The 18,505-nt window shown below is 60.1% G+C and carries 20 protein-coding genes; 1 reads left to right on the top strand and 19 read right to left on the bottom strand.

Annotated features, from left to right (window positions below; genetic code table 11):
- Nucleotides 1–279: 279 nt before the first annotated feature.
- From DW029_RS10510 to DW029_RS10520, 3 genes are all read right to left on the bottom strand, one after another.
- On the bottom strand, nt 280–1,680 hold the full coding sequence (locus DW029_RS10510) for a phosphoglucomutase/phosphomannomutase family protein (RefSeq protein WP_118346052.1): 1,401 nt from the start codon (nt 1,678–1,680) through the stop codon (nt 280–282).
- A gap of 159 nt (nt 1,681–1,839) precedes the next feature.
- Nucleotides 1,840–2,733 carry a homocysteine S-methyltransferase family protein gene (locus DW029_RS10515; protein WP_118273526.1) on the bottom strand — a complete coding sequence of 298 codons (894 nt, stop codon included), beginning with the start codon at nt 2,731–2,733 and terminating at the stop codon, nt 1,840–1,842.
- Between the two features lie 10 nt (nt 2,734–2,743).
- Nucleotides 2,744–3,166 (bottom strand): metal-dependent transcriptional regulator, encoded by a 423-nt coding sequence (locus tag DW029_RS10520; protein ID WP_040359600.1) that lies wholly within the window; start codon nt 3,164–3,166, stop codon nt 2,744–2,746.
- Between the two features lie 120 nt (nt 3,167–3,286).
- Here DW029_RS10520 and pepT point away from each other — a divergent pair, with 120 nt between their 5' ends.
- The gene (gene pepT, locus DW029_RS10525) at nt 3,287–4,534 is read left to right on the top strand and encodes a peptidase T (protein WP_117818412.1); all 1,248 of its coding nucleotides are present in this window, start codon (nt 3,287–3,289) and stop codon (nt 4,532–4,534) included.
- A 251-nt stretch (nt 4,535–4,785) separates the two neighbouring features.
- On the opposite strand, the gene DW029_RS10530 is transcribed toward pepT, so the two are convergent.
- The 16 genes from DW029_RS10530 to DW029_RS11925 all read right to left on the bottom strand — a co-directional run bounded on the left by DW029_RS10530 (nt 4,786) and on the right by DW029_RS11925 (nt 18,415).
- The gene (locus DW029_RS10530; RefSeq protein ID WP_118346053.1) at nt 4,786–6,018 is read right to left on the bottom strand and encodes an LCP family protein; all 1,233 of its coding nucleotides are present in this window, start codon (nt 6,016–6,018) and stop codon (nt 4,786–4,788) included.
- 12 nt (nt 6,019–6,030) lie between these two features.
- Nucleotides 6,031–7,314 carry a UDP-N-acetylglucosamine 1-carboxyvinyltransferase gene (gene murA / locus DW029_RS10535; protein ID WP_117734918.1) on the bottom strand — a complete coding sequence of 428 codons (1,284 nt, stop codon included), beginning with the start codon at nt 7,312–7,314 and terminating at the stop codon, nt 6,031–6,033.
- Between the two features lie 88 nt (nt 7,315–7,402).
- The gene (gene atpC, locus DW029_RS10540; RefSeq protein ID WP_006235718.1) at nt 7,403–7,795 is read right to left on the bottom strand and encodes an ATP synthase F1 subunit epsilon; all 393 of its coding nucleotides are present in this window, start codon (nt 7,793–7,795) and stop codon (nt 7,403–7,405) included.
- Nucleotides 7,796–7,798: 3 nt separating this feature from the next.
- Nucleotides 7,799–9,253 (bottom strand): F0F1 ATP synthase subunit beta, encoded by a 1,455-nt coding sequence (atpD, locus tag DW029_RS10545; RefSeq protein ID WP_006235717.1) that lies wholly within the window; start codon nt 9,251–9,253, stop codon nt 7,799–7,801.
- Nucleotides 9,253–10,161, bottom strand: coding sequence for an ATP synthase F1 subunit gamma (gene atpG / locus DW029_RS10550; protein ID WP_117743860.1), 909 nt, complete (start codon nt 10,159–10,161; stop codon nt 9,253–9,255). The genes atpD and atpG overlap by 1 nt, the downstream gene beginning before the upstream one ends.
- A gap of 5 nt (nt 10,162–10,166) precedes the next feature.
- Complete coding sequence (gene atpA / locus DW029_RS10555; RefSeq protein WP_117734916.1) at nt 10,167–11,765, bottom strand: F0F1 ATP synthase subunit alpha; 1,599 nt, start codon at nt 11,763–11,765, stop codon at nt 10,167–10,169.
- Nucleotides 11,765–12,241, bottom strand: a complete 477-nt coding sequence (locus tag DW029_RS10560; RefSeq protein ID WP_006235713.1) for a FoF1 ATP synthase subunit delta — start codon at nt 12,239–12,241, stop codon at nt 11,765–11,767. Before DW029_RS10560 ends, atpA begins: the two co-directional genes overlap by 1 nt.
- Nucleotides 12,231–12,833 carry a F0F1 ATP synthase subunit B gene (atpF, locus tag DW029_RS10565; protein ID WP_117635548.1) on the bottom strand — a complete coding sequence of 201 codons (603 nt, stop codon included), beginning with the start codon at nt 12,831–12,833 and terminating at the stop codon, nt 12,231–12,233. Before atpF ends, DW029_RS10560 begins: the two co-directional genes overlap by 11 nt.
- 15 nt (nt 12,834–12,848) lie before the next feature.
- Nucleotides 12,849–13,043, bottom strand: a complete 195-nt coding sequence (locus tag DW029_RS10570; RefSeq protein WP_022094262.1) for an ATP synthase subunit C — start codon at nt 13,041–13,043, stop codon at nt 12,849–12,851.
- A gap of 124 nt (nt 13,044–13,167) precedes the next feature.
- Nucleotides 13,168–13,971 carry a F0F1 ATP synthase subunit A gene (atpB, locus tag DW029_RS10575; protein ID WP_022094263.1) on the bottom strand — a complete coding sequence of 268 codons (804 nt, stop codon included), beginning with the start codon at nt 13,969–13,971 and terminating at the stop codon, nt 13,168–13,170.
- A 3-nt stretch (nt 13,972–13,974) separates the two neighbouring features.
- On the bottom strand, nt 13,975–14,286 hold the full coding sequence (locus tag DW029_RS10580; protein WP_117734915.1) for a hypothetical protein: 312 nt from the start codon (nt 14,284–14,286) through the stop codon (nt 13,975–13,977).
- A gap of 281 nt (nt 14,287–14,567) precedes the next feature.
- Entirely contained in the window at nt 14,568–15,215 is a 648-nt protein-coding gene (gene upp / locus DW029_RS10585; RefSeq protein ID WP_118273524.1) for a uracil phosphoribosyltransferase, read from the bottom strand.
- A 123-nt stretch (nt 15,216–15,338) separates the two neighbouring features.
- On the bottom strand, nt 15,339–16,880 hold the full coding sequence (gene glpK, locus DW029_RS10590; protein ID WP_117734913.1) for a glycerol kinase GlpK: 1,542 nt from the start codon (nt 16,878–16,880) through the stop codon (nt 15,339–15,341).
- 13 nt (nt 16,881–16,893) lie between these two features.
- Complete coding sequence (locus tag DW029_RS10595) at nt 16,894–17,637, bottom strand: L-threonylcarbamoyladenylate synthase (RefSeq protein WP_117734912.1); 744 nt, start codon at nt 17,635–17,637, stop codon at nt 16,894–16,896.
- 134 nt (nt 17,638–17,771) lie between these two features.
- Entirely contained in the window at nt 17,772–18,263 is a 492-nt protein-coding gene (locus DW029_RS10600) for a type II toxin-antitoxin system HicB family antitoxin (protein ID WP_128620077.1), read from the bottom strand.
- Nucleotides 18,230–18,415: a type II toxin-antitoxin system HicA family toxin gene (locus DW029_RS11925; RefSeq protein WP_118273523.1), complete on the bottom strand. Its 186-nt coding sequence runs from the start codon at nt 18,413–18,415 to the stop codon at nt 18,230–18,232. Before DW029_RS11925 ends, DW029_RS10600 begins: the two co-directional genes overlap by 34 nt.
- Nucleotides 18,416–18,505 lie beyond the last annotated feature (90 nt).

Below are 18,505 nucleotides of genomic sequence, written 5' to 3' on the forward strand. Positions count from 1 at the left end.
AAATCCAAGTCAGACCATTTCAAATGGTTCGATGTCTGCCCGGATGCGACACATCTGTTGTGTCCATCCTCGCAGTATCCGGTTCTCAAGGTGCACGCCTGCGCGGTCCATCCGGTTCGACCGGGCCGCGCGGCAAGGAGATATATTGCCAGACCGGAGGGGCCCCGGGGGCGGGAATCAGGGCGCACACATTTCCTCCACAGTTTGGAATCCGACTAACGTTTGCCAGCCGTTAACTACCGCTCGCCGAGCATCTCTTTATATAAGGCAGTCTCATGGTTAAAGCGGATACGTCCCCCTAGCTAAAGCACAGCCAGCATCGAGCAACTCATCACGTTCTTCCACCGAGAACCCCTCGGCGTAGACGCGCACCACTGGTTCGGTCCCGCTAGGACGGACCAGCAGCCACGTGTCATCCTCGAATGCCAAACGCAAGCCATCCATATGACTAACGTTTTGCGGCACCTTGCCACAAATCGACTTGGGGTTTACGCCTGGCAGCAGGGTTCGTAACGTTTCGGCATCTTCGGCCTCAAGGCGCAAATCGCGTCGACCGTAACTCGTCTTACCAAAACTGTCCTCGAGTTGGTCGACCAGAACGCCCAAAGGCGCGTTCGTCTTTGCCATAAGCTCGCACAGAATCAGACAGGCGAGGATTCCATCGCGCTCGGGCATATGAGCGGCGATGCCGATACCACCGGCTTCTTCGCCGCCTATGAGAACGCCGCCCTTCTTCATCTCGGCCGCTATATATTTGAAACCGACTGGTTTGACGGTCACGCGGCAGCCAAGCGTCTCGGCAATGCGACGCACGAGCGTCGAGCATGAGAGATTGACGACGACGCGCCCCTCCAAATTACGAAATTGAACCAAGTCGCCCAAAACGAGCGCCATGATCTGATGCGGATGTATATATCTGCCGCGCTCGTCAACCGCGCCGATACGGTCGGCGTCGCCGTCGGTCACCAGGCCAGCGCAAGCTCCGTCCTCGATAACCGTGCGCTCGCAAGCGTCCACCCACGGCTCAACGGGGTCGGGGCAGATATCTTCTTGGTCAGGTGCCTGCCCGGCATGAATCTCGTGCACCTCAACGCCAAGCTCGCGCAGCAAGTCAGCTAGATAGCCCTGGGCTGCACCGCCCATGGGATCAACCACCACGCGCAGGTGCGCGGCGCGGATGGCTTCGGCATCGACAAACGATGCCACCGCCTGCATATAGTCAGGAATGATATCCGCGGTGCGATATTGCCCCTCGATCCCCATTGGCTCGGGAGCCATGGTCTCTTCGAGCTCTTCGATGACATCCTGGTTGGCGGTCGAGCCGTCACCCATGCGAATCTTGAGGCACAGATAACCCTGCGGATGATGGGACCCCGTCACCATGAGCGCGCCGCACGCCTCACCGTCATACGCCGCCGCCCACGTAAGGGCGGGGGTCGGAACAGGCCGAGATGCGAGCACTGCGTCCAATCCGTGAGCGGCAAGCACGCCTGCCGCAAGCTCAGCAAACTCGCGCGCCTGCGGCCGGGTGTCGAACCCTATATATACTGTTTTGCCGGGATTGATCTTTTGCCACAACTCGCCGACGGCATCGGCAATGCGGGCAACGTTGTCGACGGTAAAGTCGTCGTCGACGCGGGCGCGCCAACCGTCAGTTCCAAAATGAATTATCGCGCACACGCGCAGACACCTCACAGTGTTTGGATCATGGTACGCATGAGGTATACCCGCAGCACGCACTCGGCAACCTGTCGGCACCAGCATTCACCATTTGGGCAAATGCTGCCGAGGACATGCAAGCAATAAAAAAAACCGCCCCGTATGGAGCGGTTTTGCCCTTTATATATCGAGCGCCTCGGCCATCGCTGCCGTAGTGATTGCCGTGGTTCCACAGCAACTGCCCACCATTGCGGCACCGGCATGTCTCCATTCGATGCATGCGCGCGCGAAAGCTTCGGGGTTCTCGTGCCATACGGGGCCATCCTGAGTCTGGACCGGATCGCCCACGTTGGGACGCACCGTGACGGGAGTAGTCGCCGATGCAACCATCTTGGGCACCGCCGCGTTCGCGGCCGCAAGCGAACAGCAATTAACACCAACCGAGTTTGCGCCGTGTTTTTCGGCGTACAAAACGGCTGCCTCGATGTTGAGGCCATCGCCCAACAGGTCGCCTTTATCGTCAACGACAAAACTCACCAGGACAGGCATGTCGTCGGCGGCATCTCGGGCGCCGGCAAGCATGGGCTGCAAATTACGGATAGACGTCACCGTCTCGATCAGCAGACCATCAACACCAGCATTGAGTAAGGCGTGCGCCTGTTCGCGCGCAATGCCTCGGATCTCACGAAACTCGGCAGAGTCCTCGGCAAACCACTCAATACCGATCGGACCCATCGAGCCCAGCAGCAGCTGAGGGTGCGCCTGGCGGGCATCGTCGACGGCCCCGCGATTGACCTCCGCCACGGACGGCGCAATCTGGTCGTGCGTGAGGGCATAGCTTGATGCCTGAAAGGTATTGGTAATGAGTACCTGCGCGCCGGCGGCGACATACAAGCGATGGATACGAGAAACGGTCTGCGGCTCTGCCAGATTCCAAAACGCCGGTGGAATATCGGCGGCATCGTACTCACTCAACAGAACACTGCCCATGGGGCCCTGCGCCAACAAGGTCTCGCTCGACAAGCGGCGCGTAAGTTCCTCGGCACCAAAGCGGTTGTAATAACTCGTATCCATATATATCCCGCTATTCCTCGACGCTGATTCCCTGCTTTTCGAGATAGGCGAGCCAGCGGCTCATCGTGTCCTCGGATAGCGCATGCTCCATCATGCAGGCCTCGGAATCGGCTCGCTCAAATTCGACACCGAGCTCCTGAACCAAAAACGTGCGGATGAGGCGATGACGGTACCAGATAGCCGTGCCAACCTCGCGGCCGCGATCGGTCAGGATTACCTTGCCATAGTGCGATTGCTCGACAAGCTCGGATGCCTTGAGCGCCGAAACCGCTTTATTGACCGATGCCTTGGAGACGCCAAGGCGCTGCGCGATGTCGACCGATCGCACGCCGTTGGTTTCCCCCTCTTCGCTTTCAATGCGAACCATGCACTCCAAGTAGTCTTCGTTCGCCACCGTCAGATGTAGTTCGCGCGAGCTATTTGTCGTATCCATGATCTTCCGTCCCTTCTGCATTCAATGGCTGATTCTACCCCATCCAAGCGTCGCGGTATGCCGTGGCATACCGTGCTAGAGTTCTTGTTGCACACGACGACCAAGATTGGAGCGGTCTTTATGGAAAACACCACCACGAACCCCGATGTCCTCGAGCGCTTTTTGCGCTACGTCCAGATCAACACGCAGTCCGAGGATGCAAACTGCGACCAGGTACCCTCGAGCGCCGTTCAGTTTGACCTTGCCAACGTGCTGGCTGAAGAGCTGCGCGAGCTTGGTGCGGAAGATGCCCACGTGACCGAGCACGCCTATGTCTGCGCGCATATCCCCGCAAGTGCGGGCGCTGAGGACAAGCCCGCCCTGGGCCTGATCGCCCATCTCGACACCACCGAAGTTGCACCGGGCGCCGGCGTGAAGCCACACATCGTACACTACGAAGGCGGCGACCTGGTCTGCGGCACGGTTGACGGTAAGCCCGTTGCCATGAGTACTGCCAAGCTTCCCGCCCTGAACGACCTCGCGGGTGAGGACCTGGTCTGCAGCGATGGCACCACGCTGCTGGGCGCGGACGACAAGGCAGGCGTCGCCGAGATCATGTCGCTTGTCGCGCGTATCGCTCAGGACCCCTCTCTGCCCCATCCCGCACTCGGCATTTGCTTCTGCCCTGACGAGGAGATCGGTCACGGAGCCGAGCTGTTGGATATCGATACCTTTGGCTGCAAGTACGCCTACACGGTCGACGGCGGCCCCATCGGCGAGCTGGAGTGGGAGTGCTTTAACGCCGCCGAGGCGACCGTCCGCTTTGAGGGCCAGTCCATCCACCCGGGCGACGCCAAGGGCCGTATGGTCAACGCAGGCAATCTGTTCTGCGACTTCAACGCGTTGCTCCCCTACGTGCAGCGCCCGGAGTATACGGAAGGCTACGAGGGCTTTTATCACCTTGAGGGTGTATCTGCGACCGTCGATCACGCCACAGCGCGCTATATCGTCCGCGACCATGACGCCGCCAAGTTCCAGCAGAAACTCGACCTTATTGATGCCGCCGCCTCGATGCTCAACCAGCGTCTGGGTGAGGAGCGCGTGACGGTCGAGATTAAGCAGCAGTATCGAAATATGGCCGAGATCGTTCGTGACTATCCCGAGCTTATTGATGTTGCCAAGGAAGCCTACCTTGCCTGCGGCGTTGAGCCCCAAGTGCTGCCGATTCGTGGCGGCACCGACGGCGCTCAGCTGTCGTTCCGCGGTCTGCCCTGCCCCAACCTTTCCACCGGCGGCTATTGCTACCACGGCGTCAACGAGTTTGTCCCGGTCAGTTCGCTCGTCAAGATGACCGACGTGCTCCAGGAGCTCGTCGCCCGTTTCGCATAAGCCTGGCTGCACAGGTCCAAAAGACGAACCGCCCCGTCCTCTACAGAGAACGGGGCGGTTTTTGATACAAGGGGAGTAGTCAACATCGCAGGTTGAGCCAACGTCAGCGAGCGACGTCCAAGGCGAACAAGTTGGCATGAAAAAGGCAGGGCATTGACCTTCTGGTCATGCCCTGCCTTTTGAATGACAAATTGTCGCCTTGGGCGGCGCGCAGCGTCGAGCCGTTACGGCGTTTGGTAAAACGCCGTAACTTAGTAGTTGGCTTCGTAGCCGTTGCCGTCGCCGGTGGGCTGTTCGTAGTAGTCCGAATCGCTCGAATCGCTTGAGTCATCGGAATCGTCAGAGCTGACCGATGAGGTTGCGGTACCGTTTGCGTAATCGTCAGACGTGTTGTTGTTCAGGTCGCCGATCGTAGAGCTGGAACCGTCGGAAAGGCCCATGGTGTTGGGACCCTTGGGATCCTTGCCGGCATCGACGCGCTCCATCATTTCCTTGAGCTCGTCCTCGTAGACAAAGACGTAGCTCACACCGTCGATCATGGTGCTGTCGTCGGCGTACGAGGGCAGGTTGGCCGAGTAGATACCGTCGACATCCATACCGCGCATGGCGTTGACCGTAGCCACGATATCCTGAACGCTCATATCGGTTACGAGCATATCGGACAGCGAATTAACCAGGCCAAAAATCTTCGTGGCATCGAAGTTATTGAGAATCTGGTTGGCAAGGGCGCCAAGCACCTGACGCTGGTGGCGCATGCGCGTGTAATCGCCGTCGGCATAGATGTAGCGGCAGCGGGCATAGGTAAGGGCGGTAGCTCCGTCCATATGCTGCTGACCAGCGGTAATCTTAATATCCAGGTGCTCGGGGTCGTCAACATCATCGGTTGCGTTAATGTCGATACCGCCAACCGAATCAATCAGCGCCTGCATACCGTCGAAGCTGACCTCGGCATAGTGGGAAATCTGAACACCGCACAGCTCGTTGACCGCCTCGACCATGGCTTCGGCGCCGCCAACGGTATGGCAGGCGTTGATCTTCATGGTCTCGCCCTTGTACACGACCCTGGTATCGCGCGGAACGGAAATGAGCGTCGCCTGCTTTTGCGTGGGGTCGATGCGTGCCAAGATAATCGAGTCGGCACGATACGTATCCTCGCCCGGACGGCCGTCGGTGCCAAGAAGCAGCACGTAGAACGGATCCTTTGCCTCATCGGTGTCAACCAGAACCCGACGCAGATTGTCGGTAATGACATTAGAATCGCCGAGCTTGCCCATAATGGTGGCAAACCACAGGCCGGCAGCGGTAGTGGCACTCAGCAGCACGCCAAGCACGACAATGAGCGCGACGTGACGAATCGTGTGGCTACGACGGCGCTGGCGGGCGCGCTCGGAATAGCGAGCGACGTTGTCGCGGCTGTAGATCTTGGCCTGCGCACCAGTCGAGGGTCTTCGGGTGTTATCCGCCAGGGGCTTCTTGTTAAACATAGGCAACCTGCATTAGTAGATGACGGGATCGGGGACAGTGGCATGTTCGACATGCGCGCCAAGCGCCTGCAGCTTTTCGACAAACTGCTCGTAGCCACGTTTGATGTGATGGATGGCAGAGACCTCGGTAACGCCGTCGGCGATAAGACCGGCAACCACAAGCGCCGCGCCGCCACGAAGGTCGGGCGAGGTGACCTGTGCACCCGAGAAGCCCTTGACGCCATGAATCATGGCATGATGGCTCTCGATACGAATGTCGGCACCCATGCGCACCAGCTCAGAGGCAAACATAAAGCGATTCTCGAAGATGTTCTCGGTAATAACGGAACTGCCATCGGCGAGGGCGGAGAGCACCATAATTTGTGCCTGCATGTCGGTCGGGAAGCCGGGGAACGGAAGCGTCTGGATGTCGACCGGCTTGATGCGCTCGGCGCGATTCACGTGAACGCCGTCGTCGGTACGCTCGCAATCGATGCCCATGAGCTCCATCTTCTTGAGCACCATGCCCAGATGGATGGGGCAAAAACCCGTGACGTCGACACCGCGATCGTCAGCCATCAGCGCACCGGCGACGATAAAGGTACCGGCCTCGATGCGGTCGCCCACCACGCGATGGGTAACGGGATGGAGCTCTTCCACGCCCTCGATGGTCACGACAGGCGTACCGGCGCCGACAATCTTGGCGCCCATTTCGTTGAGCATGTTGGCGAGATCGACGATCTCGGGCTCGCGGGCGGCATTGTCGATAACCGTGGTGCCCTGTGCGCGCACAGAGGCCATGATGAGGTTCTCGGTCGCACCGACACTGGCAAACTCGAGCGTGACGGTGGTGCCGCGCAGGCCCTGAGGCGCGCTGGCGTTGATGTAGCCGTGGGCGGTATCAAACTCTACGCCCAGGGCCTCAAGACCCAGAATGTGCATATCGATCTTGCGAGCACCCAGGTTGCAGCCGCCCGGCATGGCGATCTTGGCGCGATGGAAGCGACCCAGCAGGGGTCCCATGACGGCGGTGGAAGCACGCATCTTGGCAACGAGCTCGTAGGGGGCCTCCCAAGAATCGGCCTGAGAGGTATCGATCTCGAGCGTGTGCTCGTCGAGAACATCGATCGTAGCGCCCATGCCCTTGAGCACCTTGCCCATCACGTGGACATCGGAAATATCGGGCACGTTCTGCAGCGTCGTCTTGCCCGGCGCCAGAAGCGTTGCCGCCATGAGTTTGAGCGCGGAGTTCTTGGCACCCGAAACGGGCACGGAGCCTCCGATGGCATGGCCACCCTCAACGCGGATAATATCCAAGGTCTACCCTTTCAAAAAGCATGCCCGGGGTGGCTGGGCCATCCCGGGCATGATGTGTTCGCAAATGGTCGAACGTTAAATCGTTTGACTATTGGGCAAGCTTGAGCTTACACCATGCGATTTCATTATAGAGGTAGGCGCGGCGTGCATCATCCTCCGACAAATTACCCAGCTTCTCTTCAAAACCTTGAATATCAGCTTTAAGCTTGTCGGCATCGACGGTCGCCAGATCGCAAGCGCGCTCGGCGAGAACGGTCACGACATCGTCCGCAACCTGGGCATAGCCGCCGGCCACGGCAAACGTGTGGTCGACAGTGCCCATGGCCTTATCGGAAACGCGAACGTAACCGCGGTCGATCGTGCAGATCTCGCTGGAGTGAGCAGGCAGAACGCCAAACTCGCCATCCGTGGACGGAATCGACACAAACGCAGCATCGCCCTCATAGGCGCAGCTCACGGGGCACACGATGCGGATACGCATAACCTACTTCTCCCCCATCTTGCGGGCGCGCTCGCGCACGTCCTCAATCGTGGAAGCATAGCGGAAAGCCTGCTCGGGCAGGTCATCGGCCTTGCCGTCGACAATCTCGGCAAAGGAGCGGACGGTATCCTCGACGCGGACGTAGACACCGGGATTGCCGGTGAACTTCTCGGCGACGTGGAAGGACTGCGAGAGGAACTGCTGAATCTTACGAGCGCGGTTGACCGTAAGGCGCTGCTCCTCGGACAGCTCGTCCATACCCAGAATGGCGATGATGTCCTGAAGGTCGGAGTACTCCTGCAGGAGCTCCTGGACCTTGACGGCGACACGGTAGTGCTCCTCGCCGACAATCGAGGGATCGAGAGCGTCGGAGGAAGACGCGAGCGGGTCGATAGCCGGGAACAGGCCGAGCGACGAAATGCTACGCGAAAGAACCGTGGTGGCGTCGAGGTGCGTAAACGTCGTGGCAGGCGCCGGGTCGGTCAGGTCGTCTGCGGGGACGTAGACAGCCTGGACGGAGGTAATTGAGCCCGTCTTGGTCGAGGTAATGCGCTCCTGGAGGTCGCCCATCTCGGTTGCCAGCGTGGGCTGGTAACCAACGGCGGACGGCATACGGCCCAGCAGTGCGGAAACCTCGGAACCTGCCTGGGAGAAGCGGAAGATGTTGTCGATGAACAGTAGAACGTCCTGGCCACGATCACGGAAATACTCAGCGGTGGTAAGGCCGGCCAGACCGATGCGCAGACGCGCTCCGGGCGGCTCGTTCATCTGACCATAGACCAAGCAGGTCTTGTCGATAACGCCAGACTCGCTCATCTCGAGGAACAGGTCGGTGCCCTCGCGGGTACGCTCGCCGACGCCGGTGAACACCGAGGTGCCGCCGTGCTCCTGGGCGAGGTTGTTGATGAGCTCCTGAATCAGAACGGTCTTGCCGACGCCGGCGCCGCCAAACAGGCCCGTCTTGCCGCCACGGATGTAGGGCTCAAGCAGGTCGACGGCCTTGATGCCGGTCTCGAAGATCTCGGTCTTGGTGGTGAGCTCGTCAAAGCGGGGCGCTGCATGGTGGATGGGGTAGAACTCCTCCACCTCGGGCATGGGCTTGCCGTCGACGGGCTTGCCCATGACGTTCCAAATGCGGCCGAGCGTCTTGGGACCAACGGGCATCTTCATGGGCTCACCGGTATCGGTGGCGATGAGGCCGCGCTGCAGGCCGTCGGTCGAGGACATGGCGACCGTGCGGACGACGCCGCCCGGAAGCTGACTCTCGACCTCGAGGATCGTGCTCAGATGACCGATCGGGGTCTCGGCCTCGACCGTGAGCGCGTTGTAGATCGGGGGCACCGCGCCGTCAAACTTGACGTCGACGACAGGGCCGATGATACGCACGATGCGACCATCACCGGCAGTCGTCTTCTTGGTGGCTTCCTCGACCGCAAGCTTTACGGTGTTATTAGCCATTACTGTTCCTCCAATGCTGAGGCTCCGCCGACGATCTCGTTAATCTCGGTCGTGATCGAAGCCTGGCGCACGCGACTATACGTGCGGGTAAGGGTCGAGATGATCGCGGTGGCGTTTTCCGTCGCGGAGTGCATGGCCTTGCGGCGTGCACCCTGCTCGGCAGCCGCCGAATCGATCAGGGCCTGGTAGATGACCGTCAGGATATACGACGGTACAAGCTTGCCGAGAACATGCTCGGGAGAGGGCACGAACTCGAACGTGGACGAGATGCGCTTAGGGGCGTCGGTCTCGTTCTTACGCGGACCGTGGGCCATAGCGATCATCTCGGGGTCGAGCGGCAACAGATGCTCGACGCGAAGCTCCTGATCCACGCGGTTCTTTGCGTGGTGGTAGACAAGCTCGACACGGTCAAGCTCACCGGCACGATACGCATCGCAGATATGAGAGGAGATCATGCGGGCCTGATTGAAATCGGGCTCAGAGGAGTTGCCCTCAAAGTGCATGATGACGTTTGCGCGGTCGCGAAAATACGTGGCCGGCTTGCGCCCGCACGCGATGATCTCGCACTCGATGCCGTCGTTCGCCCAAGAAGCGGCGAGCTTTTCGGCCGTACGCTCCACTGTCGTATTGAAACCGCCGGCAAGGCCGCGGTCCGAGGCAATGACGACAATCAGGCCATGCTTGACGCTCTCATGCTTCTGCAGCATGGGATCGGTGCCCGAACAGGAGGCGTCGCCGGCGACCGTCAACATGACGTCGGTCAGCGCCTCCTTATAGGGCTCGGCCTGCTTGGAGCGATCGAGGGCACGACGGATCTTGGCCGTAGAGACCATCTCCATCGTGCGCGTGATCTGCTTGGTCGTGGTAACCGAGGAGATTCGCTTCTTAATGTCGCGAAGGTTGGCCATAGGGCTTAGTTCTCCTCTGATCCAGAAACATCCGAATGGTGCTTGGCCATGAACTGCTGCTTAAAGTCGCCGATGACGCGCAAGAGCTCAGCCTTGGTGTCATCATCGATCTTCTTGGCGCGAACCTTGTCGAGCAGTAAGCCAAAGCCATTGTCCATGTACTCGATGAGCTCGGCACGGAAAGGCAGCACGTCGGCGATCTCCAGGTCGTCCAGGAAGCCCTCGTTGCCAGCGAACAGCGCAACGATCTGCTCGCCAACCTCAAATGGTTTATAACGCGGCTGCTTCAGGAGCTCGGTCATGCGGGCACCATGGGTCAGCTGCTTCTGAGTAGCCTCGTCAAGGTCGGAGCCGAACTGCGTAAAGCCGGCGAGCTCCTGATACGAAGCGAGGTCCAGACGGAGGTTGCCGGCGACCTGCTTCATGGCCTTGGTCTGCGCGTCGCCACCAACGCGGGACACGGAAATGCCCACGTCGACTGCCGGGCGCTGACCCTGGAAGAAGAGCTCGGACTGCAGGTAGATCTGACCATCGGTAATGGAAATGACGTTGGTCGGAATGTAGGCCGAGACATCGCCGTCCTGGGTCTCGATGATCGGCAGGGCCGTCATGGAGCCGTAACCGTTCTTCTTGGACATCTTGACGGCACGCTCGAGCAGACGAGAGTGCAGGTAGAAGATGTCGCCAGGATAGGCCTCGCGTCCGGGCGGACGATGCAGCGTCAGCGACATCTGACGGTAGGCCACAGCCTGCTTGGACAGGTCGTCGTAGATGACGAGCACGTGACCGCCGGGGTTGGTCTCGTTGGCGGGCTTACCATCCTCGCCGTTGTACATAAAGAATTCGCCGATAGCGGCACCGGCCATAGGCGCGATGTACTGCATAGGGGCGGAATCGGCAGCGGTGGCCGAAACGATGATGGTGTAGTCGAGCGCACCGTGCTGAGCGAGGGTCTCGCGGATGTTGGCAACCGTGGAGGCCTTCTGGCCGATGGCGACATAGATGCAGACCATGCCCTTGCCGCTCTGATTGAGGATAGCGTCGATGGCAATGGCGGTCTTACCGGTCTTTCGGTCGCCGATGATGAGCTCACGCTGACCACGGCCGATAGGCACCATGGAGTCGATAGCCAACAGGCCGGTCTGAACCGGCTCGCACACCGGGGTACGGTCGATGACACCGGGGGCCTTGAACTCGATGGGACGACGGTGCGTGGCGACGATGTCACCCAGGCCGTCGATAGGCTGGCCGAGCGGATTGACGACGCGGCCAAGCATAGCACGGCTCACAGGGATATCCATAATGCGGCCAGTGGTGCGGCACTCGTCGCCTTCCTTGATGGAGTCGACGGCACCAAACAGAACGGCGCCGACCTCGTCACGGTCAAGGTTTTGGGCAAGGCCGAAGACGGTCTCACCGGTATCGGAGCTCTTGAACTCCAGAAGCTCGCCTGCCATGGCGCTCTTGAGGCCGGAGACGCGCGCGATGCCGTCGCCTACCTCGTCGACCGTTGAAACCTCATGCGTATCGACCGTCGCGGAGAGGCTCGTGAGCTGCTCCTGCAGTTTCTTGGCGATATCCTGGGCATTGAGGGTTTCGGACATTAGGCTTCACCTCCGTACGAATTAGCAGAGTTTGCGAGGGTCTCCTGCGCGATGCGCAGCTGCGTCTTGACGGAAATGTCACGACGCTCGCCGCGGGCCTCGAGCACCAGGCCGCCCACGATAGACGGGTCGACCTGCTCGATAAGGAATACCTTGCGGCCGAAGTCCTGCTCGCATTTCTTAGTGATGGTTTGACGCAGCTCGTCGTCGAGCGGGATCGCCGTGGTGACGGTCACGCCCACTACATCCTCGTCTTCCTCGGCAACATACTTAAAGGCAGCTGCCACCTTGGGAAGAAGGTCGAGCTGGTCGCGCTTGGACATGGTGTCGAGCACGGCGATGATCTCGGGGCTGGCAGAAGCCAAGCGCTCGATCATCTCGAGGTCCTCGAACACATGGTTCTCGGCCTTGGCGGCTTCCAGAAGGGAGCGCGCATAGGTCTCGAGCACCTTGTCCTGATAGCGGCTAGTCGGCATTCAGGCTACCTGCTTCCTGGATGTAGCGCTCGATGAGCTTCTTCTGCTCGGCCTCGTCCTCGAGTGCCTCGCCCACGATCTTGGTGGCGACGGCAACGGACAGGTCGGCGATGGAGCTCGCGGCACCGGCGTAAATGGACTTGCGCTCGTCCTCGACAGTCGTATGGGCCTTGGCGATGATCTCCTCTGCCTCCTTGTGAGCAGCCTCGATGATACGGGCGCGCTCGGACTCGGCGTCCTTACGGGCCTCGAGAACGATGTCGGCAGCCTGACGACGGGCGTCGGTGACGATCGAGTCGGACTCAGCACGCTTGGCGATAGCCTCCTGCTTGGTCTTCTCGGCCTCGTCGAGGCTCTCCTCGATCTTCTTGCCGCGCTCCTCCATGGTTTTCATGATGCCCGGCAGGGCGACCTTGGCCAGCACGATCCAGATAATCAGGAAGGCGATAAGCGCCGGGATGAACTCCGCCATCTTAGGGATGAGGATGTCCGCACCGGCAGCGCCGTCCTCGGCGAACGCGGAAACCGGCATGAGCAGCGCGGCCGCGGACGCGGAGAGTGCGATCGCGCTCTTCTGGGATGAAAGATTCATACTTGACGCTCCGTGCTATTTAACGATCAGCGCGACAACGAAGCCGATCAGAGCCAGAGCCTCGCCGAAGGCGGAGCCCATGATGAAGACGGTGAACACGCGGCCCTGGACCTCAGGCTGACGGGCCATAGCACCCGTAGCACCCAGAGCAGACAGGCCGATAGCAAGACCAGCGCCGATAACACCGAGACCGTAACCGATAACTCCCACGATTCCTCCTTTGTCGTGCGTGTCTTATTTCACGCAGGATAACCTTTTTATAACTGCCGGGCTCCATGGGTACGGGCACCGGCGGTTTAACGAATTGCCTTACCTTTAAGACGCGAACGGAAGACTACTCCTCCTCCGCGACCTCCTCTGCCTCAGAGACATACACGGCGGTAAGGACCGTGAAGACGTAAGCCTGGATGGCGCCGACCACAAGCTCGATCGCATAGATCAGGATGAGGATAGCAAGCCAGGCCAGCGAAGGCAGGGCACCGACGGCGTGGGCCGCGGAAACCTGCTGAAGCAGCGGCTGCATGAACATGCTCGCCATGATGGCGAACGAGCCCATGACCACGTGTCCTGCGAACATGTTGCAGAACAGACGGACGGCGAGTGTGATGAGGCGCAGGAAGGTCGAGAAAAGCTCGACGACCCACACAAGCACGTTCATCGGGAAGCTCACGCCCTGCGGGGCGAGGCTCTTGATGTAGCCGATCACGCCGTGAGCCTTGCATCCGTAGTAGATGAAGTACACGAAGGCGAAGATGGCGAGCGCGGCGGTGGAGCCGATTGCGCCGGTGCCGGGCTTCATTCCCGGGATCAGGCCGATCATGTTATTGATCAGGATGAACAGGAAAAGCGAGCACAGGAACGGGAAGTGCTTCTTCCAGTTCTCACCCACGACGCCCTTGCCGATATCGTTCTCGACGTACTCGATGATGTACTCGAAACCGTTGACGAAGAAGCCCTTGGGAACCAGGGTCTGCTTCTTCTTGAACACGGCTAGGACGATCAGGAGCACGATCGTGGAGACGATCAGCCAAAACGAGTACTGCGTGATGCCGCAGCTCAGATCGCCCACGACGGGGGTGGAGCTGAACTCGCTAACCAGATGATTAATCTCATCAGGCAGCTTTTCAAAAATTTCCACGACTTACCTTTCGACCTCATGAGGATCTCGCAGCGCCTTGGCGACGCGAACCGTGCAGGCGGCCATAAAGGCCACGAAGCCGATCGCCTCGCCCAGGAGGAACATGCGAAATGCCTCTCCGAACAACACAAACACAACCAAGGTAAAGACGAGCAGGGCGATTGCCGAGACCGCCAGACTCACCATGCCCTTGAGCATGTCCGCATTCTGCTTATCGTCAAGAACCGGCTTGAGCGTAAAAACAAAGGGAAGAAAGGCGACCGCGCCCGCGATGACGCCTGCAACGATAGCGAGCAGATCGGCTATCTGAAACACTGGCGTCCTCACTTTCCTTCTTTAACGCTTCCCAGAACAGTTCCCGCCAAACATTGGTGACTATTTTACGAGCCAATCGCTAAAGTACAACCGAAAAAGCATCGGTTAATACTCACCTGTTCGTTTTCTTAAGACCTTCTTTATGTCGCAGGTAGGTAATACGTTTTTCTCGAACCCCTCTGGGCTAAACGTCCGTTAACAGGAGCGCGCGTGGACGTCTTTTGCTCGCCCGCGCGCACCATTTCTTCGTATTTGTGACCGTAGCCGACAAGGCCCGACGACTAGAGCGTGCCGTAGATGCGGTCGCCGGCGTCGCCCAGGCCGGGAACGATGTAGGCTGCCTCGTTGAGATGATCGTCGATGGCGCACGTATAAATATGTACGCCGGAGTCCTTTTCGGTCAGCGACTTGAGACCCTCGGGCGCGGCGACGATGCACAGCATGCGGATGTCCTTGACACCGCGCTCGCGCAGGTAGCTGATGGCCATCTCGGCCGAACCGCCCGTGGCGAGCATGGGGTCGACGACCAGGCAGATGCGCTGGTCGATATCCTTGGGCATCTTGCAGTAATACTCGTGCGGCTCGTGGGTAACCTCGTCGCGCTCCATGCCGATGTGGCCCACGCGAGCGGAGGGCACCAGGTCGAGGATGCCGTCGACCATGCCAAGGCCCGCACGCAGGATGGGCACGATGGCGAGTTTCTTGCCGGCGAGTTGTTTGAACGTGGCGGTAGTGATGGGGGTCTCGACCTCGACGTCTTCCATAGGCAGGTCGCGCATGGCCTCGTAGCCGTCAAAAAGCGCGAGTTCGCGCACGAGCTGGCGGAACTGGTTGGTGCCGGTGTTTTTGTCGCGCAGGATCGACAGCTTGTGCTGGACGAGCGGGTGATCGACAAGCGTCACACGGGACGCGTCGTAGGTGACGGTCATGGGTTGATTGCCCCTTTCGTTGCGGCCGCAAAACGGCCTTGCTGACAAGGCGCGCAGCAATGTTGCCGCCGAACGCCAAGCATTAGTTTAGCGGTTTATTGTATCGAGCAGCCCATCGCAGCCCTACTGTGCGGTACTGAGCGAGCGCTTGACTGCATCACGCCAGCCCGCAAGGTTTTGCTCGCGGCGCTCGGCAGACATGTGGGGAAGGAAGGTCCTAACGATCTGGGCATTTTGCTCCAGCTCTTCTAGGTCTTCCCAATAGCCGACGGCAAGACCCGCCAAGTACGCGGCACCGATTGCCGTGGTCTCCACCGTCTCGCATTGCAGCACGGGGATATCCAGCAGGTCGGCCTGGAATTGCATGATGAACTCGTTGCGCGAGGCACCGCCATCGACAGACAGGCGCTCGATCGAAAGCCCCACGTCCTGCTCCATGGCGCGCAGCACGTCGTAGCTCTGATATGCCATGGATTCGCAGGCGGCACGTACGATGGTCGCACGGCTCGAGGCGCCGGTCAGACCGCACACGATACCGCGAGCATGCGGGTCCCACCAGGGAGCACCCAAACCCGCAAAGGCGGGAACGAAGTAGCAGCCCTCGTTGTCGTTAATCGAAGCGGCGAGTTGTGCCGACTCGCTCGCGCTCGAGATGATGCCCATGTTGTTGCGAAGCCAGTTCATGGTGGAGCCGGCAGCGAAGATGGAGCCCTCGAGTGCATAGCTGATCTTCCCGTTCGCAGCGATACCGATGGTGGAGACCAGGCCGTTCTTGGATTCGACGATCTCGTCGCCGGTGTTCATGAGCATAAAGCAACCCGTGCCATAGGTGTTTTTGGTCTGGCCGGGACGGAAACAGCAGTGACCGAACAGCGACGCCTGCTGGTCGCCCGCCACGCCCATGATGGGCGGCGTGTTGGTCATGATGTCGCTCGCGACGCGGCCGTAGTCGCCCGAGCTCCAGCGAACCTCGGGCATCATGGAACGTGGAACGTCAAAGAGCGCCAGCAGGTCGTCGTCCCAATCGAGCGTATGGATATTAAAGAGCGCCGTGCGGCTGGCATTGGTGTAGTCGGTGGCAAAGACCTGGCCGCCGGTGAGGTTGTAGATGAGCCAGGTGTCGATGGTGCCAAACATGAGGTCGCCCGCCGCCGCGCTCTCGCGTGCGCCGTCGACGTTGTCGAGAATCCACTGCACCTTGGAGGCCGAGAAATACGGGTCGAGCGTGAGTCCCGTGCGGGAGCGCACCAACTCCTCGCAACCCTGTTCAACCAACGCGTCGATTGCCGGCGCGGTACGGCGGCACTGCCATACGATGGCGTTATAGATCGGCTGACCGCTCACGCGGTCCCAGACCACCGTGGTCTCGCGCTGGTTGGAGATGCCGATGGCGGCAATGCGGTCGGAGTGGATACCGCTCTTAAACTGGACTTCCATCATGACGGCGATTTGACTGGCGAGGACCGCCATGGGGTCTTGCTCTACCCAACCGGGACGCGGAAAACTGGTTTTGACGCTGCGACGCGCCTGCGCGACGATGCATCCGTACTCGTCGACGATGGTCGCAAGTACCGAGGTGGTGCCGCAGTCGAGCGCCATGATGTAGGAACCGCCAAAGTTAAACGAGGCATCTTCCATGCCCAGGCTGCCCAGATTCAACGACATCGCTTACACCTTTCTATTGCATCGGGTCGGACAGGACCCGTTCGATCTCTGATGCGGGAAGTGCGCCTTGGCGCAGGATCTGGAGCCCGCCGTGCTGGAACGACACGATGGTCGAGACGTCGCGACACGGGGTCTCACCGGCGTCGACGGCAACATCGACCCCCTCCAGGATGCGACCCTCGACGGCGGCAAAGCTTGCCGGCGAGGGCGCGCCGTGCGTATTGGCGCTCGTGCAGGCAAGGGGACTGCCGCAGGCGCGGATGAGCGCCTGGACCACGGGAGAGGCCGAAGCGCGCAGGGCCACGGTGTCGTCGGCAGCGCGCATAAAGGTCGGCACGCAGGGGGCTGCCTTAATCACGATAGTCAGGGCTCCCGGCCAGCATCGTCGCGCGAGTACGCGGGCATCTTCCGGGATATCCACGCCATAGCGGTCGAGCGCTTCGACGCCATCGACCAGCCAAGCGACGGTTTGCGTGAGTTCACGTTGCTTGAGAGTGAAGATGCGGCGGTAGCCGGTACCGAGCGCAGGGACCGCGGCGCCATTGACGGTGGCTTGCGGGTCGCATGACCACGACGGGAACTCGCTTGTATCTTGGGGGACGGCATCGGAGAAGGCTTTAACTGCCACGGCGACACCGTAGACGGTCTCGGTCGGGATCAAAGCCAGGCCGCCGCGGCCGAGCACCTCGGCCGTGCGCTCGACGGCAAGCCGATGCGGCTCGCGCGTTCCCTCGTATACCCGATAGACCGTCTGCATGTGTATGCCAGCCCCTTACGCTCTGGTGCAAGTTTGTTTACTGTGGGGCATTCTCGCACGAAACGTTCAACCTATTTGCCCAGAGCGCATGTTGGTTTGGTGAGCGGCTCTAGTAGTCGGTGAAAGTGAGGGGGTTATTGGACTGCGACGAACTTCTTTGGCCTGCCGGCGTGGCGTTCTTGGGCGGCGTAGCGCTCGATGCTGTCTATCGTTATCATCCGACGGCCGTCGACGAGTTCAACATCGAGCTTTCCGGCTTTGACCAGCGCGGTAATCCGCGGAGCGGAGACTTTGAGGTCCAGCGCTGCGTCTTTAAATGTTCGGCACGCCGCTTCCCGAGCGTCCTCGTGGTCGATTTCGACTGAAAGGGCCACGACCTCGGCCGAGCGTTCGTACCCTGCCGGAGTCAAACCGTTGTTGAGGTCGTCGGCCAAAAACGCCATCAGTGCCTCGGTGGCATGGGCAATCGCTTCTTCGCGCGTATCGCCATCGGCAAAGGCGCCGGGAATCTGCGGGAAGCTGGCGCAGTAACCGTCGTCTTCTTTTATGAGAACGCAGTCATAGGTAAATCGCTGCCTCATTTTGCCTCCAACTACCATCCAGCTTGGCGACGAATACTTGCCCACGTGCCCTTCTTTGGTCGATCGCCACCAGAGCCGTTCACGGTGACAACACGGTCACCAGAAACATACTTAGCATCACTACCGACTTGCGCGACCTTCACGAATCCATCGTGCTTGAGTAGGGCAATGATTTCCCGAAAGGTAGGAGGTTGCATGGGCCGACCTCTGTCAGCCGTCCTAATTATAAACTACTTTTTGACAGTCTAGGAAACGGGTGATGGAGCCGGCCCCGACATGGTCCGCCG

Source organism: Collinsella sp. AF38-3AC (assembly GCF_003474365.1).
GTDB lineage: Bacteria > Actinomycetota > Coriobacteriia > Coriobacteriales > Coriobacteriaceae > Collinsella.

What these genes read in the sequence shown, in the direction of transcription:
- glpK (WP_117734913.1), bottom strand. Translation starts at nt 16,880, where the DNA reads ATGTCGTTGAATCTGGGCAGCCTGGGCATGGAAGATGCCTCGTTTAAC.
- pepT (WP_117818412.1), top strand. Translation starts at nt 3,287, where the DNA reads ATGGAAAACACCACCACGAACCCCGATGTCCTCGAGCGCTTTTTGCGC.
- DW029_RS10520 (WP_040359600.1), bottom strand. Translation starts at nt 3,166, where the DNA reads ATGGATACGACAAATAGCTCGCGCGAACTACATCTGACGGTGGCGAAC.
- DW029_RS11925 (WP_118273523.1), bottom strand. Translation starts at nt 18,415, where the DNA reads ATGCAACCTCCTACCTTTCGGGAAATCATTGCCCTACTCAAGCACGAT.
- atpD (WP_006235717.1), bottom strand. Translation starts at nt 9,253, where the DNA reads ATGGCTAATAACACCGTAAAGCTTGCGGTCGAGGAAGCCACCAAGAAG.
- DW029_RS10560 (WP_006235713.1), bottom strand. Translation starts at nt 12,241, where the DNA reads ATGCCGACTAGCCGCTATCAGGACAAGGTGCTCGAGACCTATGCGCGC.
- upp (WP_118273524.1), bottom strand. Translation starts at nt 15,215, where the DNA reads ATGACCGTCACCTACGACGCGTCCCGTGTGACGCTTGTCGATCACCCG.
- atpF (WP_117635548.1), bottom strand. Translation starts at nt 12,833, where the DNA reads ATGAATCTTTCATCCCAGAAGAGCGCGATCGCACTCTCCGCGTCCGCG.
- atpG (WP_117743860.1), bottom strand. Translation starts at nt 10,161, where the DNA reads ATGGCCAACCTTCGCGACATTAAGAAGCGAATCTCCTCGGTTACCACG.
- DW029_RS10515 (WP_118273526.1), bottom strand. Translation starts at nt 2,733, where the DNA reads ATGGATACGAGTTATTACAACCGCTTTGGTGCCGAGGAACTTACGCGC.
- DW029_RS10530 (WP_118346053.1), bottom strand. Translation starts at nt 6,018, where the DNA reads ATGTTTAACAAGAAGCCCCTGGCGGATAACACCCGAAGACCCTCGACT.
- DW029_RS10595 (WP_117734912.1), bottom strand. Translation starts at nt 17,637, where the DNA reads ATGCAGACGGTCTATCGGGTATACGAGGGAACGCGCGAGCCGCATCGG.
- atpC (WP_006235718.1), bottom strand. Translation starts at nt 7,795, where the DNA reads ATGCGTATCCGCATCGTGTGCCCCGTGAGCTGCGCCTATGAGGGCGAT.
- atpA (WP_117734916.1), bottom strand. Translation starts at nt 11,765, where the DNA reads ATGTCCGAAACCCTCAATGCCCAGGATATCGCCAAGAAACTGCAGGAG.